The sequence below is a fragment of the Vagococcus vulneris genome (assembly GCF_003950515.1).
GTDB classification, from domain to species: domain Bacteria; phylum Bacillota; class Bacilli; order Lactobacillales; family Vagococcaceae; genus Vagococcus; species Vagococcus vulneris.
On sequence record NZ_NGJS01000019.1, the window covers coordinates 1 to 16,295 of the forward strand.

General features: G+C 33.1%; 18 protein-coding genes. 2 read left to right on the top strand and 16 right to left on the bottom strand.

Annotation, left to right across the window (positions count from 1 at the left end; genetic code table 11):
* Positions 1 to 767: 767 nt before the first annotated feature.
* The 10 genes from CBF37_RS10055 to CBF37_RS10095 all read right to left on the bottom strand — a co-directional run bounded on the left by CBF37_RS10055 (position 768) and on the right by CBF37_RS10095 (position 7,865).
* On the bottom strand, positions 768 to 1,772 hold the full coding sequence (locus CBF37_RS10055; RefSeq protein WP_165866693.1) for an Abi family protein: 1,005 nt from the start codon (positions 1,770 to 1,772) through the stop codon (positions 768 to 770).
* Between the two features lie 829 nt (positions 1,773 to 2,601).
* Positions 2,602 to 2,982, bottom strand: a complete 381-nt coding sequence (locus CBF37_RS10060) for a hypothetical protein (protein ID WP_125984629.1) — start codon at positions 2,980 to 2,982, stop codon at positions 2,602 to 2,604.
* 3 nt (positions 2,983 to 2,985) lie between these two features.
* Positions 2,986 to 3,591, bottom strand: coding sequence for a hypothetical protein (locus CBF37_RS10065; protein WP_125984630.1), 606 nt, complete (start codon positions 3,589 to 3,591; stop codon positions 2,986 to 2,988).
* Between the two features lie 377 nt (positions 3,592 to 3,968).
* On the bottom strand, positions 3,969 to 5,705 hold the full coding sequence (locus tag CBF37_RS10070) for a DNA primase family protein (RefSeq protein ID WP_125984631.1): 1,737 nt from the start codon (positions 5,703 to 5,705) through the stop codon (positions 3,969 to 3,971).
* On the bottom strand, positions 5,702 to 6,520 hold the full coding sequence (locus tag CBF37_RS10075; RefSeq protein ID WP_125984632.1) for a bifunctional DNA primase/polymerase: 819 nt from the start codon (positions 6,518 to 6,520) through the stop codon (positions 5,702 to 5,704). The genes CBF37_RS10070 and CBF37_RS10075 overlap by 4 nt, the downstream gene beginning before the upstream one ends.
* Positions 6,513 to 6,794, bottom strand: coding sequence for a hypothetical protein (locus tag CBF37_RS10080; RefSeq protein WP_125984633.1), 282 nt, complete (start codon positions 6,792 to 6,794; stop codon positions 6,513 to 6,515). The genes CBF37_RS10075 and CBF37_RS10080 overlap by 8 nt, the downstream gene beginning before the upstream one ends.
* A 65-nt stretch (positions 6,795 to 6,859) precedes the next feature.
* Entirely contained in the window at positions 6,860 to 7,069 is a 210-nt protein-coding gene (locus CBF37_RS10085; RefSeq protein ID WP_125984634.1) for a hypothetical protein, read from the bottom strand.
* 105 nt (positions 7,070 to 7,174) lie between these two features.
* On the bottom strand, positions 7,175 to 7,399 hold the full coding sequence (locus tag CBF37_RS10090) for a hypothetical protein (RefSeq protein WP_125984635.1): 225 nt from the start codon (positions 7,397 to 7,399) through the stop codon (positions 7,175 to 7,177).
* Complete coding sequence (locus CBF37_RS11670; protein WP_165866694.1) at positions 7,386 to 7,562, bottom strand: hypothetical protein; 177 nt, start codon at positions 7,560 to 7,562, stop codon at positions 7,386 to 7,388. Before CBF37_RS11670 ends, CBF37_RS10090 begins: the two co-directional genes overlap by 14 nt.
* A 36-nt stretch (positions 7,563 to 7,598) precedes the next feature.
* Positions 7,599 to 7,865 carry a hypothetical protein gene (locus tag CBF37_RS10095; RefSeq protein WP_125984636.1) on the bottom strand — a complete coding sequence of 89 codons (267 nt, stop codon included), beginning with the start codon at positions 7,863 to 7,865 and terminating at the stop codon, positions 7,599 to 7,601.
* Between the two features lie 150 nt (positions 7,866 to 8,015).
* On the opposite strand from CBF37_RS10095, the gene CBF37_RS10100 reads away from it, so the two are divergent.
* Positions 8,016 to 8,831, top strand: a complete 816-nt coding sequence (locus tag CBF37_RS10100) for a helix-turn-helix domain-containing protein (RefSeq protein ID WP_125984637.1) — start codon at positions 8,016 to 8,018, stop codon at positions 8,829 to 8,831.
* Between the two features lie 49 nt (positions 8,832 to 8,880).
* Entirely contained in the window at positions 8,881 to 10,050 is a 1,170-nt protein-coding gene (locus CBF37_RS10105; RefSeq protein ID WP_125984638.1) for a site-specific integrase, read from the top strand.
* 69 nt (positions 10,051 to 10,119) lie between these two features.
* Here CBF37_RS10105 and mnmG read toward each other — a convergent pair whose 3' ends face one another.
* From mnmG to rpmH, 6 genes are all read right to left on the bottom strand, one after another.
* Positions 10,120 to 12,018, bottom strand: a complete 1,899-nt coding sequence (gene mnmG / locus CBF37_RS10110; protein ID WP_125984639.1) for a tRNA uridine-5-carboxymethylaminomethyl(34) synthesis enzyme MnmG — start codon at positions 12,016 to 12,018, stop codon at positions 10,120 to 10,122.
* Positions 12,019 to 12,032: 14 nt separating this feature from the next.
* On the bottom strand, positions 12,033 to 13,427 hold the full coding sequence (mnmE, locus tag CBF37_RS10115) for a tRNA uridine-5-carboxymethylaminomethyl(34) synthesis GTPase MnmE (protein ID WP_125984640.1): 1,395 nt from the start codon (positions 13,425 to 13,427) through the stop codon (positions 12,033 to 12,035).
* Between the two features lie 198 nt (positions 13,428 to 13,625).
* The gene (jag, locus tag CBF37_RS10120) at positions 13,626 to 14,426 is read right to left on the bottom strand and encodes an RNA-binding cell elongation regulator Jag/EloR (protein WP_125984641.1); all 801 of its coding nucleotides are present in this window, start codon (positions 14,424 to 14,426) and stop codon (positions 13,626 to 13,628) included.
* Positions 14,427 to 14,451: 25 nt separating this feature from the next.
* Entirely contained in the window at positions 14,452 to 15,270 is an 819-nt protein-coding gene (locus CBF37_RS10125; RefSeq protein WP_125984642.1) for a YidC/Oxa1 family membrane protein insertase, read from the bottom strand.
* A gap of 11 nt (positions 15,271 to 15,281) precedes the next feature.
* Positions 15,282 to 15,620: a ribonuclease P protein component gene (gene rnpA, locus CBF37_RS10130; protein WP_125984643.1), complete on the bottom strand. Its 339-nt coding sequence runs from the start codon at positions 15,618 to 15,620 to the stop codon at positions 15,282 to 15,284.
* A 116-nt stretch (positions 15,621 to 15,736) separates the two neighbouring features.
* Entirely contained in the window at positions 15,737 to 15,871 is a 135-nt protein-coding gene (rpmH, locus tag CBF37_RS10135; protein WP_071457793.1) for a 50S ribosomal protein L34, read from the bottom strand.
* Between the last annotated feature and the right edge of the window lie 424 nt (positions 15,872 to 16,295).

A 16,295-nucleotide genomic window follows, 5' to 3' on the forward strand; every position in this document is an offset into this window, starting at 1 on the left:
CTTCTTCTTTTACTTCTACTGGATAAGCAATCCTTTTAACCATAAAAAATACACCTCCGTTAAATTCATTTTACATGAATTCAACAGGGGTGTTTTTATATTTGTCTCATCTTTTGGGGTCAGTTCCAGTTTTCGCTAGAGGTTTTTTTATTGTCTGAATTACCATATATTTATTGCTTTAAATTTTCTTACGCATTTCTTCACATATTCGCTATATTCTGCGACTTGTTTCTTCACATTTCCCAGTTATTATATACGTATACCAACAAAACAACCTTTTCATTTTATTTACTCCTCCAAAGTAAATAAATAAACTAACTCCTTTCCTCTAGTTTTCGCTAGAGGTTTTTTATTGTCCAAATTATTAAGCAATAAACAATTAATTCAAATCAAAAATTTTAAGCATAAGAAAAAGGCTTATCACTAAGCCTTTTCACTGTCTATTTTCGCTATTTTACCTTGTTCGATATAGTCTAAATTACTCTATTTGGAAGTATAAAAAAGAAGCAAAATATAGTATAAACTACTAGCTTACTTCTGTTAAATATCATTAATTATCATTAGTTTTAAAATAAATAGCATTCAACATGGCATTCAAAAACAAATCCAATTTATGTGGGCATATAAAATTAAAAAAGATGCTTGAACTAATTAACGACATAACAATTAGTTTAAACATCTTTTTAAAAAGTTAAATAAAATAAACTAACAAGATAAATCTTGCTTCGCCGAACTGTCGTACAGTCCTTTCTACAAAGCTAATACTATCAACTTGATTGTTGATTGTCAACAACTTTACTCAAAATATTAAAATAATACATTATATCATTGGTAGATCCAATATATTTAAATCTATCTATAGTTCTATCAATCAGCTTTTTAAAATCATCAATTCTATACTTTCTTGATCCTTCTCCTTTTACAAAAAAACGATGTGCATAAAAAACAGACAACGTATCATTTACTTTTAAAGATTTATAAAACCATTCCCCTACTCCTACTTCTTTTCCATATAATTTAATGTACTTATTAGGTCTATCAATTTCTCCTATACCCAAATCAAATAAAAAAGGATTGTTATGAACACTCATGTTCCTAATATTTTTAACTCCCATTAGAACACTTTTCATAGAAAAAAGGTCAAAATCTGTAGACGGATAAAGTTTAAAATAAAATGCAAAGAACCTAACTAAATCTCCAAAACTCATCATCTCCATAACTACCCAAATAGGAGGTGTTTCTTTATGAACTTGATACATGTTGTATTGATAATGTGTGGGATAATTAGCTTTAGACATTATGCCGTCCAATGTTAAAGGATTGGTTTTTTCAGTTGTTGAATGAATAAATCTATTTACTATTTCAAAACCATCTATTTCATCATTATTTGTTATATGAGAAATTATATATGTCTTTAAAGCATGTTCTATGTCCATACAAGCTTCAGCAAATAGATATCTTAGCTGCATATCAACACTAGCAATTGAGCACAATGTTTTAAACTCTAAGTCAATAAATTTACCTGTTTCTTTATCTCTTTTAAAGCTTCGCTTATATACTGTTAATTTATAATAGTAATTCAAATCAGTAAGTATGGCCGTGGCTTCCTCTTTCGTAACGTCTGTAAATTTTATTCCCTTAACATCTTTAAGCTCCTCGTATAATTCATCAAAAGATAATTTTCTATACTTTTTACAGTGTTCTCTATCTAATAAATTATTTTTTATTTTGATAAAAGCTTCATTTATATTAGGGTCTTCACTTATTTTCATTTTATTTTCTCCATATATTTTTATTAATCTTACCATATATCAAAGCAAATAAAAAAACAAATTAACTAAAGTACCTTTCTATCCGAAACCTAAGATTATTTATTCTTTTTGTACTTAATTATGATAAATTATCAGAGTTAAAATGTTAATTAAATGCGATGACTAATTGAGTGATATCAAGAACACATATTCATCTTAAATTAGTATTACTTACTAATCCTCTCCTCAATATTCTGAAATATATAAAATTTCACTAGTTTCTACATTCCAACATTTTCCAACAATTAAAGTAATAAATCTGAGCATCCTATACCACGTCTTACAACATTTATATCCTAACTATTCCTGTCATTTCTCAGGGATATAACCTGTATAAATTCAATATTAACACTAGGCTTTACTAGGGCTAAACTCACTCTTAAATGGCTTTGTAATGCTGCAACGCAACACTAATTTTGTGTGCAATCCTATGCACACCTTTTTAACCTCAAAAATCTCAAAACCGGCTTTTTTACGAAGGAAGGAGTGCACCGTTCCTTTCAAGCCTTGATTTGATAACTTTTTGGGTAGGGGGCTATATACTAATTTACTTTTTATTAATAAAATAGTCATAAAATAAAATAATTTTAATCTCTTTTTTATCGTATTTCTTAGTTATTATATAAACATACCAACAAAACAACCTTTTCATTTTATTTACTCCTCCAAAGTAAATAATAAAACTAACTCCTTTCCTCTAGTTAATGCTAGAGGTTTTTTTATTGTCTTATTTATATCTAAGAAGTATATAAAAAAAGGCTGCTGCTCTTTGCAACAACCTCATAAAATCTCAATAAATATATTCCTCAATCAATTCAAGCAACTCTACCTTTTCATTAGCAATACTTCCGTAAAAAGCGTTTAGTATATCGTCTTGATTGCCATTCTTTATATTATAAATTTCTTGCTCTAAGATTTGTATATCTCTGTGTTGAATCCATAGCAGCTCAATTAATTCCTCACGACTTCCGTTTTTCATGACATTTAATAGGTTATACTCGTCTATTGTCCCTTGTATGCTGTCGTATATAGCGACTCTAAGGGCTTGTTTATATGCTTCATAACCAAATACCTTGCGAACGGCTGCTAAATCACTATCAGATTGTAATTCTTTAATTTCATTCTCGATTAATGGCTTATAAATCTCTCGTCGATCTATATCTATCTTCATACTCTACACCTTACTTTCATATTTTGAGGTAATAGCATTTAGCTGTTTACCATTTATATCATTGCCACGTTCTGCGTATTTATTGAATTGTTTTCTTAATCTGTGGTATTTGCTCCACTTCATGTATTTAGGCTTGCTAGGGAACAAATAGAGGTATCTGAATAGAAAATCAAAGCCATCTATCCAAAAGTCTTTATCTATCTGCCTAGCAACTTTAAACGCCTTAAAATACCAATGCCAGAAGTCCGTTTTAGTTCCTTGTTGGCTTGAATAAACTAGGTTGCCACATTTTCGGCATTCCCAACGTTCTCCTGTGAAGTACAATGCTCCTACATTCTCATAGCATGAGCCACATCTAAACCAGTAACGAACACCACCATAATTACACGGTGTCGTATTTACAGAAATATCTCTGCCACCATAAACGAGCACACTCTCTGCTTTAATCCATTCAAACGGTATAGACTGCGTAGTTTCTCTTTTAAGCCCTCCACTTTCACTAGTCCGTTCATAGCTCACAACATCTTTAAAGTGATCTGTATGCTTAAAAATACGCCTTAAATAGCTCACATCTAATTTATAAAATTGTTCTAGTGTTCTTCTATTCATTTCAGCACACCTCATTTCACTCATAAATTTCTGAAACGCCTAAATCATTAGAGAAAAGTTCTATTTTTATTTAGTTTGTCACTTATTAAAATGATGGAAAAGTAAAATAAAATTTATACCTAGTCACACTTCTATGTGTTACCTACTTTGCACTACAGCCACAAAGGATTGAGGACTTTTAAATTAAGGTCACACTTTGTCTAAACTTTTTTCTATATCCTTAAAAACAAAATAAATAATAAATAATCATATATTAAAGTGTAACCTGTGACTTATATATATAGAATGTTGCTATATAAAGGTTATTAAGGTCACACTTCATGGTCACACTTTAAAAAATAATGTGTGACTTAACCACAAAGCGTGACCTACCCTTTCTAAACTAGGTTATTTTCATGTAACCACGTATAAGCTTCATCTCTAAGTCTAATAGCTTCTTGATATGCTTCTTCTGTATATACGGCATCAGCTTTACCTGTTTTTTCTGCTTGTCTAAAATTCTTCTCAATATGACTAACTAAAATATCATATTCCTTAAGTTGTTCGTTATACTTTTCTACATCAAAAAGATACTCTCTTTCAGAATTTATAAAGCAACGGATATTAGAATTTGACTTTTTCCCTTTTAAATACTCTGAATAATCTTGAGAATTTAGTTCTTCAAATATTCTTTCTTCATTCTCTTTAAAGTAATAAGCTATTTTATATGGTTTGCTAATCCAACCATCTTTTTCTGCAATAACTTTAAATCTACGCATAAATGCTGTTCTACCTAGCTCTTTATTACTCTTTCGAGATGCCACATCATTGTAGAGATGGTGGATAAAAACGTTTGGTATTCTAGCACTTTCCAATGCTTGAAAATCATCCATATAAAACTCTAATACGGTATCATTTTCCTCTTTAAACTCACTCAAAGCTTGCTTAGATACTTTAGGCTCAATAAAGCGTTCAAAATCCAAATTAAGTGCTTTTTTAAGCACATACTCCCTTATTCTACGATTCTTAATGTATTCGTCTTTAATACGCCAATCATCATTGGATGGATTAAAAGACTTTAAGAATGGCACAATCAAGATACGTCTGTTAAATCCGTCTGTGGTGTCCTTTACTCTAGGATAACCATTCATAGATTGAATAATAGTACCCTTATAAACGTCTGAAAATGATTGTTTATGTTTTACTTCCATTAGTAACGTATCGCCTGTAATGGCACTTTTATAGTTACTCACATCATCTACATACTCATTCGGATTATTATCATCTCCAATGCAGCACATAGTACCAATCAGATTACTTAAAGCGAAACGCTCATTAAATTGTTTCACTTTTAAACTTGCCACATTACCCAAACCGACTAGATTAGTTATTAATTCTTGGAACGTTCCTTTACCATTGTTCCCACGTTCCCCATATAGCCATATAGATTTACGTCTAGAGATGTTAGGATTAACCACATCACTAATTACTTGCCATAAGAGGTTATAGACTTCTTCATCGTGATTAGAGAGATCATAAAGCCATTCCTCAATGTCAAACGTTCCGTTATTCGTTTTGATTTTTGGATTATTAGCTTTTTCAGTGTACTTAGTATCTGTAGTAGATAAAAATACATAGTCCTTACTAAAAGGCATCAACTTTTTAGTTTTACGATTATAAATACCATTCTTAACTGGTGCTAAGTTTTCATCATTAGTCTGTTCAGTGAGTTCTAAACCTTTTTTAAGATGAAACAAGACATCTCTAGATAAACGTTCATTTAAAGTAGGTTCTAACCACGACATAACCATGTAAATATCATCTTCGTTTATGGTATAAATACCTGTTTGAGCTTGATACATGGCTAAATTAGAATAATTGGCAGTACCTAACTTTTTAAATGCTATAAATTCTTTTAATTCAATAGCTACCTGTAACGGATGCAATTTGGTTGGCTTAGTTCCCTTACTACCATTAAGTATATATTTTTCTTCTGCTTCAGCTATAAGGAGTTGTCTTTTTTCAATTAATGCAGCCTTTAATTTTTTACCATACAACATACTAGATTGAGTAACTTCTTTTTGTTTCACTTTGCTATTAAATTGCTGATCTAATACTTTTAAACTTTGTATCATTTATGGCTCAACTCCTTCTTAACAATACTTTCAAAAGTTTTATTAACCTCACTATCAGATAATGGCTCATTAAAATTACTATTAGCAAAATGAACCAACTCATAAACTAATGAAGGAATAACAGCATAAGCTAATAAACTACCAGTTATCTTTGCTATGGTGTCATTTCTAGAGCCTGTATCTGCTCCTTTAACAAGACTTTCTAATAAGTCGGTTGTTTTACTACGGTATCGAGTAGAAGGAATATAATCACTTGTATTGGCTTTTCTTGACTGGTTAGGTTCATCCCTTAGAATAAAATTTATTAACCATTCAGGACATTCGGCTATCTCTAAATTATCTTTTACTGAATAGCTGCCCAGTGAATTATCATCTCTCTTAATCTGACTAGGTGGAGCAACTATATAATTATTCGGATGAGCTTTTACATCGATGCCTTTAACAAGACTTATCTTTTGTGGTAATTCTATGTTTAATGGTTTTTTAAAGTAAATATGTAAGCCATTATTTGCAGTGGTTACCGTATAAGTAGATGGCAACTTTTCAAAATGTTTTTCTAGCACCTCTAAGCTCTTATAACCGTTATTTTCTTCTGAATGAACATCTATATCTAAAACAAGAAAGCTATCTGTAACAAGTCCTATATTGGCTTTTGGTGTCGTATTCCACCATCTCACAATGGATTCTTTATCAGTCGTAGCTTCCTTGCTCCCTTTAGTGTTTTTTAGTGGAATTTTAGAAAAAGGGGAAAGAGGAAAAATCCTCAATCCCATTTCAGCATATATTAACGCTTGTCGCAATAGTTCATCACTCATTAGCAGCACCACCTAAGACTTTGTTTCTCCAAGTATCTAAATCTACGGATTCAACTATGGCAATTCGTTTTAACTGATCGCTAGTCTGATTTTTTAGACCTTGTAATCCTTCTAAACGTTCACTCTCTGATAAAGGAATATAAATACCACCTTTTCTTATCGCTACAACAGGAATGTGGTGTCTAAAGATTAAACTATTAATAACTGATTGCAGCTCTCTAGCATTTAAATCAATAGATGCAGAGATGATTTGTAGCGTTTTTCTATTTTCCATACCTCTAGGGATAAGAGATAACACTTTTTGTTCTATGATTGATAATTTTCTTTTCATACAATCACCTACCCTAAGAGTTTTTCTGTTTCATCAGCGTGTTTAGTTGCCATAATCTCAATTGCTTTAACCAACCCTTGTAGTGCCGATAAATCTGTACGTTCAATTTTCGTAGAAGTAAATTTATCAAATATAAAGCTGCCTAATCCTTGTAAAGCTCCTGACAAATCGCCTGATTCAATAATCAATTGAGTGTATTCTTGTTCTTTTTCTTTCAAATTGTTTCCTCGTTCCTTAAGTTTTATGTTAAACTCAAGGCAGATAAGCTCTGTAAATTTATCTGCCCTAATCCTTTGGAGTACGCCAATACTTCAAGGGATTTTTTATTTTGATTCATAACCCAACTTCTCGTAAATCTCCATTAGATAGCTTTCTATGACGATACTAGAGATGCTCTTAGCTCTTTCTAAATCTGTCTCAACTTCATCTCTAGTACCTAAACAATCGGTAACTTCTATATCAAAGGTTTGTCCTTCTTTAATATCAAAAATTTTCAATAATAAATCAGTAGCTCCATCTAACAAGTCTTTAACACTAGTCTCTAGCATTTTTTACTTCCTTTCTTTTATAACTAACCTCATCCCACTGCATTATTAAAATTAAAAGAATAGGTATGCCTACAATTGCCAACAAATAACCGTTCAAGTGACCTAATAGCAAGCCCATCATAAAAACCAAGTAAAGTGCTGCATAACGCCTTAACCTAAACATATTTAAACCTCCTAAAATAATGTGCCCACATATATTTTATTTTTGATGCCCTAAAATCCACTTTACTGCTTCATCCTTTGAATAAAGTTTTAAACCATCCAGCGTTACACTAGGTAATCCTTCCAGTTCTAACTTCTTTAAAGAATTAACAGAGATGCCTAGATATTCAGCCATATACTTTTGTTTAAGCAATGGTTGATCTAACTTAGCATTTTTCTTTGCTTCCTCAATACCATCTTTAGCTATCGTATAAATATATTGCTTTAAATCTTTAGCTTGTTCTTCAGATAGATAAACTTGCATTTAATTCACCTCTTTCTTAACGTTAGATTAACTTAACGTTTGCGTTAAGTATAGAATACTATCAAGGTGTAATTTTTGCAAGCTTTTTTTAACTATGCTTTACATAATCGTTTGAAATAATGTACAATCATATCAAAAGGGGTGCTTACATTGATTAATTTTAATTTAAAACATTATTTAAAAATACAAAAAATGTCACTTACTGAGTTAGCTGAAAAAACTGGCATATCCAGAACTTCCCTAAGTCAACTTTCAAATGGAAAGACGCAAGGAATACAATTTGAAACTCTTGAAAATATTTCTTTAGCCTTAGACATAGCTCCAGGTAAGTTTTTTGAGCTTGAAATTATACCTCCTGAGTTCAAATTAGATTTTGTTGCTACCTATAAAGGTGAAAAAGATTTTTACAAAATATATCTCATTTATAAAACATCCATAAAAGAAGAAAATTTTTGGTATGGAATTAGCATTAATAGTCAATTTGTTGAAGAAGAACAAGTTAAAGTCCATGTAGGAACTTTACTTAATAGCTTTTTATTTTATTTGATTAAAAAAAAATATGGTTATTACGATGGTGCATATCAAAATAAAGTTTCTAATAATGTCAATCGAGCAATAAGAAAAGCTGAACAGAATATGTTAAAACATACTCCGACAACATACTTTAAAGATTCTATAGGATTTTTATGGTCAGCATTACCTTTTATTCCAAACGATTTCCTAACTAATAAAAAATATATTACGATCGAAGAACAATTCTTTGGTAATTTTTTATCCGAGAGTGAAATTAAACAATACAATATTCCAAATGAGGTAATAGATTTAAATGGAAAAGTAAAAATTAGCAATACTTATCTACTAGAAGATATAATCAATCAAAAAAGTAATTTAGAACTATCGTGTATAGAGACTTCTATCCAAACTAATATCTATGATGATTATATAGATAATTTAGAATTGATTTAACTCCAATCCCAAAACTATGTGCCCACATAAGATAAGGGAGAGTTATACAATGGCAACATTTAGTCAATATACTAAAAAAAATGGTACTAAAGCATGGCAATTCCAGTCTTACTTAGGCATTAATCCTATGACTGGAAAGCCTGTCAAAACTACTAGACGTGGTTTTAAAACAAAAAAAGAAGCCCAACTAGAACTTAACAGGTTACTAGTGGACTTCGAGAATAAAGAATTTAATAGAGATGACAATATCAAGACGTTTGAGGAATTGTATCTAGTATGGTTTAAGCAGCATTCTAAAGATTTAAAACAAACCACTATTCAACGTATCAGAATACATTTTGATAATCACATCTTACCTAAGTTTGGCAGCAAGAGAATAGCTAAAATTACACCATTATTCTGCCAAGAATGTTTAAATGGATGGGCTGAACACCTAGCCACATACAAACAACTAAAGACCTACACATCAATGGTATTTAAGTATGGTATCTTAATCAACCTTATACAGATTAACCCAATGGAAAGAACCATTACACCTAAAAAGAAAAAAGATGTTACTAAAAAGGAATCTGATAGTTTTTACACTAAGGATGAGCTTATACAATTCTTTAGCTGCTTAGAACAATTAGAGGATAAACGAGCATTTACTTTCTTTAGAGTATTGGCTTTTTTAGGATTGAGAAAAGGCGAAGCAATGGCTTTAACATGGGGAGATTTTAATTTTGATGATAATACTGTAACCATTGATAAAACATTGGTAGAGCTACAAGATGGTTCTTTTAAGGTTAATACAACTAAGACAGAATCATCTAATAGAACCGTAAGTATAGATCAACAAACTATTAGCATACTTAAAGATTGGCGTTCTCATATTAAGAGATTAAAGCTATCTCAAGGGATTAGAGAAAATGACTTTGTTAGTAGCTTGGTATTTTCTAATTCGATTCTATACAATGAAAATCAATATTTATACAAAGCGTACCCTAATAACATCATGGATAAAGTCAAAAAGCACTTTCCAGAGATGAAAATAATAAAAGTGCATGATTTTAGAAAGACTAACGCATCTCTATTATTTGAATCGGGAGCAAGTATAAAAGACGTGGCTCAAAGACTAGGACATCAGTCTACTAAAACTACGACTGATATTTACGTAAAAGTAACACCAACTAAGCAAAATGAAACCATCAAGATTTTTGAAAAATATATGGCTTTTTAGACGGTATGGCATTCAAAATGGCATTCAATTTAGAATTGAGCGTTTTAAACATAATAAAAAGGCTTATTACTAAGCCTTTTCACTGTCTATTTTCGCTATTTTACCTTGTTCGATGTAAACCATCAGAATACTTATATCAGAAGGATTCACACCACTAATACGGCTTGCTTGAGCAATAGTTTCTGGACGGATCTTTTCTAATTTTTGAACGGCTTCTGTTGCCAGACTGTTAATAGCATGATAATCAATGTTTACTGGGATTTTTTTAGCTTCCATACGTTTTAACTTCTCAACTTTATCTTCTGCTTTTTTTATATACCCAGCATACTTAATTTGAATTTCTACTTGCTCAATGACATATCTCGGCAATACTTGATCAATCTCTAAGAACGGAATTAAATCCATGTACTTCAATTCTGGACGACGTAACAAGTCACTTGCTAAAATACCGTCTTTTAACGCTGCTGATTGTTTTGATGCTAAAAATTCCTGTAAATCTTTTGTTGGTTTTAACCGCAATTTCTCCAATCGCTGCAATTCAGCAGTAATCATTGCCTTCTTATTTTTAAACACCTCATAGACATCATCTTTTACTAATCCGATGTTATAACCTATATCTGTTAAACGCAAGTCTGCATTATCATGACGCAATAATAAACGATACTCCGCGCGAGATGTTAAGAGACGATATGGTTCAGTTGTTCCTTTTGTAACCAAGTCATCTATTAAAACACCAATATATGCATCACTGCGTTTTAAAATTAAAGGTTCTTTACCTAAAATTTTTAATCCAGCATTAATTCCTGCCATCAAGCCTTGACAAGCGGCTTCTTCATATCCTGATGTACCATTAGTCTGTCCAGCTGTATATAAGCCTGAAATCTTCATTGTTTCAAGAGTGGGACGTAACTGATGCGGGACAACGATATCGTATTCGATTGCATACCCGCTCCGCATAATGTCTGCTTTTTCTAAACCTTCAATACTCCGAACCATATCATTTTGCACATCTTCTGGCAATGATGTTGATAGACCTTGAACGTAAATTTCCTCATTATCTCGCCCTTCCGGTTCTAAGAAAATTTGGTGACGCGGTTTGTCGCTGAAACGTACAACTTTATCTTCTATTGATGGACAATAACGAGCACCAACACCTTCAACAATACCTGTAAACATTGGAGCTCGATGCAAGTTGTCACGTATAATTTCATGTGTCTTTAAGTTAGTATATGTTAACCAGCAAGATAGCTGATCCGTTAAATACAGCGAATCTGGTGTGCTGAAACTAAAATGATTTGGCGTATCATCACCTGGCTGCTCTTCCGTAACACTATAATCAATCGTACTTGATTTGACGCGCGGCGGTGTACCTGTCTTAAATCGTTCAATTTCTAAACCTAATTCTTTTAAGTGGTCTGCCAAGCCGATTGCCGGTAATGAATTATTAGGACCTGAAGAATATTTCAATTCACCGATTATAATTTCGCCTCGTAAAGCTGTTCCGGCTGTAATAATCACTGCTTGACTATAATACTCTGTTCCAGTACTAACAACAACGCCCTTGCATACATCGTCTTCCACGATTAGACGCTCAACAATACCTTGCTTAACAATTAAATTATCTTCCGATTCTAGTGCGTATTTCATGGCACTGTGATATTTATGCTTATCTGCCTGTGCTCGCAGCGCTCTAACAGCTGGACCTTTACCTGTATTCAACATTCTCATTTGGACATACGTTTTATCAATATTATGACCCATCTCACCGCCGAGAGCATCAATCTCACGGACCACTACTCCTTTAGCCGGACCGCCAAGAGATGGGTTGCACGGCATAAAACCGATCATATCTAAATTTAGCGTAACTAACAGTGTTTTCATGCCCATTCTTGCAGCTGCTAAACTCGCTTCTGACCCAGCATGTCCTCCACCAACAACAATTACATCATAGGTATTTTCCTGATTCATCTCAACAATCCCTTCTATTTTCCTAAACAAAACTGACTAAACAGCTGCGTGACAAGTTCATCTTGAACACTCTCACCCGTGATTTCACCCAACAATTCCCACGCACGAGTCATATCAATTTGAACTAAATCAACTGGCATGCCTACATCTAAACCTTCTAAAACTTCAGATAATGCTTGTTTAGCTTGTTCTAATAAAGCAATATGGCGCGTATTTGAAATATACGTCGCATCTTTACCTTCACCGGACGCAGCAAAGAATGTCTCTTTAATTGTCTGTTCTAATAAATCAATGCCTTGACTAGACATGACTGAAATATTCAATAATTCCTCATTTGTCACATAATTTGATAAATCATCACGAGTTAATCGGGACGGTAAATCCATTTTATTTAATAAGATAATTCGGTGCATTCCAGCCGTCAATGTCAATAATTCACGATCCATTTCAGTCAACTCTTCACTTTGATTTAACACTAAAAGGACCAAATCAGCCTCATTAATAGCTTGACGACTGCGTTCGACACCTATCCGTTCAACAACATCATCTGTTTCACGAATACCAGCTGTATCCACCAATTTCAAAGGTACTCCGCGAACATTGACGTACTCTTCAATAACATCACGAGTTGTCCCAGCAATATCCGTTACAATCGCTTTATCTTCTTGTAGTAAATAATTCAATAGACTTGATTTTCCAACATTAGGTCGACCGATAATTGCAGTTGACAACCCTTCCCGCAAGATTTTCCCTTGTGTTGCTGTTTGTAGTAATTGGCTGATTAGAATGCTTACTTCTTCTGCTCGGTCACGTAATATTTGTGACGTCATCTCTTCTACATCATCATATTCTGGGTAATCAATATTCACCTCTACCTGAGCTAAACCTTCCAAAATAGATTGACGTAAGTCATGAACCAATTGTGATAAACGCCCATCCAATTGTTTCACCGCAAGTGTCATGGATTCATCTGTCTTAGCCTGAATTAAATCCATAACCGCTTCAGCTTGAGATAAATCCACACGGCCATTTAAAAAGGCACGTTTAGTAAATTCTCCAGGCTCTGCTAATCGAGCTCCTTGACGAAGTAACAGCTGCAAAATCTGATTGGCTACTACCATACCGCCATGACAATTTATTTCCACAACATCCTCTTTAGTAAATGTCTTAGGCTCTCTCATGATAGAATACATCACTTCGTCCAATACTTGATCAGTTTCAGGATCTTTTACGTGACCGTAATGAATCGTATGACTTGGTGCTCCTAATAACGACTTTTCCTTATAATAGCTTACTTTATCTGCGATTTTAATTGCTTCAGATCCACTCAAACGAACGATACTGATTGCTCCCTCACCAGGTGGTGTCGAAATTGCGGCAATCGTATCAAATTCTTTGGTGATATTCATGTTTAATAACCTCTTTCCCTTTTTTTCCATATAAAAAAGTGCCCACTCCACCCATTAATCAGCGATAACACCGTTATTGAGTAGATAAGCACTTTGACTGCTGTCTATTAGTAATTCATAAGCATAATAGCACAAACTTGTGCAATTGACAATTTTAATGACAAAAAAACATCGACTCATTAAGAGACGATGTTTTAATTATTTATCAAGTTCTACAACTAGATATCGATGAGGTTCTTTTCCTTCTGAGTAAGTCCTTAACCCCTCTTTATTAGAGATCAGATGATGGACCTGTTTCCGTTCGAAGGCGGGCATTGGTTCTAAGAAAACAGGTTGACCTGTTTCACGTACTTCTTTGGCAGTACGGTCAGCCAATCGTTTTAAGATAGCCTCACGACGTTCACGATAATCACCGACATTGACGGAAATAGTTAAACGATTTTCAGCTATTCGGTGGATATGCGTTTGTGCTAAGTACTGCAGTGCATTTAGCACTTTTCCGTGCTTGCCGATCAACAGCCCTTTTTTATCTGTCTTCAAATGGAAAATAATGCATGATTTAGTTGGTTCAACCTCAACTTGTGTCGGTGCGCCGATCTCTTTGGCTACACTTGCTAAGAAAAGACGAAGTTCAGCAATAGCCTGCTCATCAGTTAAATTTTTAACACCTTTTAATTCAACAACTTGTTTTTCTTCAACATCTTGATCAATTTTTTGATTGTCAGATGCCGCTTCAGTTGATGAGATTGGTATCTCCAGTTTAATTTCTGTTTTTTCATTCAGTAAATCTGCTTCAGTTGTCTTTTCCTGCTCAGTAACAGCTGTAAGAGTTGGTTCGACAACTTCAATCGATACCTCAGCTAATTTCTTGCCGATTCCTAAAAAACCTTTTTTCCCTTCACTGATGATTGAAATCAATGCATCTGAGCGTTGGACTTTTAATGCTTTCAAACCTGATTCAATTGCTTGCTCTGCTGTGTCACCTGTAAATCTTGGCATCACACAAACCTCCTCATAGTTAACATTATTTTCTTGTTTTTTTAGACATATTTGCTTTACGTAAAGCTCTTTCAATATCACGTTGCTTTTGTTCTGCTGCTTCTCGTTCTTGACGAAGTTTAAATGGATTATTGATAATCAATGTTTGACCCACTTGGAACGCATTAGATACTACCCAATACAGGGATAACCCGCTGGCTAATTGCCAACCCATGAATAGAATCAATACTGGCATCGCATATGTCATAATTTTCATTGTTCCTTGCTGTTCAACTTGTCCCATCGCGTTCAGCTTAGTACTGATAAAAGTAAAAATCGCAGCCAAAATCGGTAAAATATACAATGGATCTGGTTTTCCTAATTCTACCCATAAAAACGTACCAGTCGTTAAGGAAGGGATACGTGAAATAGCTTGCCACAGTGCCATCATAATCGGAAGTTGAATAATTAATGGTAAACATCCGGATAATGGGTTTACATTATGCTCACTATATAAACGTTGCTGCTCCTCTTGTAATTTTCTAACTGTATCTGGATCTTTTGATGCATATTTTTCTTGCAAAGCCTTTAATTTAGGTTGTAACTCTTGGGTTTTACGCATACTTTTGGTTTGATAATGCATTAAAGGCATTAAAATAATCCGAATAATTAACGTAAAGAGAATAATCCCAATCCCAGAATTTCCAAAAGACAGTGCTTCAATCGCTTCACCAAAGTAATAAACAATGTACCGATCCCAAAATCCTGTACTGCTTTGACTAACTTCTCCAGTTCCACATCCTGTTAACACAAAGACGAGAACTAACATGCTCAAGGTTAAGAGCCATTTTTTCTTATTCTTCACTGACAGAAACCTCACTTTATTAAATTAGCTAATTTTAAGACGTGTTCCAGATTTGATTTAACATCTTTTTGGGACAAACCTACTATATTAGGCCGAGCAATGACAATAAAATCCTGATCAGATTTAATTATCTCTGTTAACTCAAATAATGACTGCCTAATCAGCCGCTTTACTCGATTACGAGTAACAGCGTTACCAATTTTTTTACCAACAGATAATCCAACACGGTAATGCGTATTCTTTGGATTCTCTAAGTGATAGACAATAAAGTTTCGGTTAGCAAAAGACTGCTTAGCTTGAATAATAGTTTGAAAATCTTTTTCTTTTTTAATTCGATAGGATTTCTTCATATTTCATCCCTTAATTTCTAAAAATTTGATATTATACAACATCCTAATCATAGCATAAAGTATAACTTTATTTAATTTTTTATAAAAAAAAACCACTGACGTATATGTTCAGTGATTTATGCTGCTAAAACTTTTCTGCCTTTACGACGTCGACTAGCTAACACACGACGACCATTTTTTGTGCTCATACGTTTACGGAATCCGTGAACTTTTTGACGTTTACGTTTCTTTGGTTGATATGTTCTTTTCATGTAACTGCACCTCCTATTACATAGTCTATTTCTAAAATCACTTAGACATACTATAGCATTATACAAATACTTTACTATTTTTGTCAATACTTCACGATTAAATATCTTTTATTAGCTATACACATTAGTAAAAAAGATATACACAGGTCTGTTTATCTCATGATTTTTTAACTAGCTAAATCAATCGCTTTTCCACTACTTATCAACAAGTTAACACCCTGTGATTAGTTTTCCACATTTTTTAAAAAAACTGTGCATATCATCTGCAAACTATTGTCACCACTATATCTTTTCATGTGTATAACTTTGATATTTTTTTTAACCTCCTTAAATAATCCCCAGATTTTCTAATGCTTGTGGAAAACTCTAAGTGAATTTTGTTATTTTGTTATCCACATCCAAGAAAAGCAGTGGAAAACTTTTT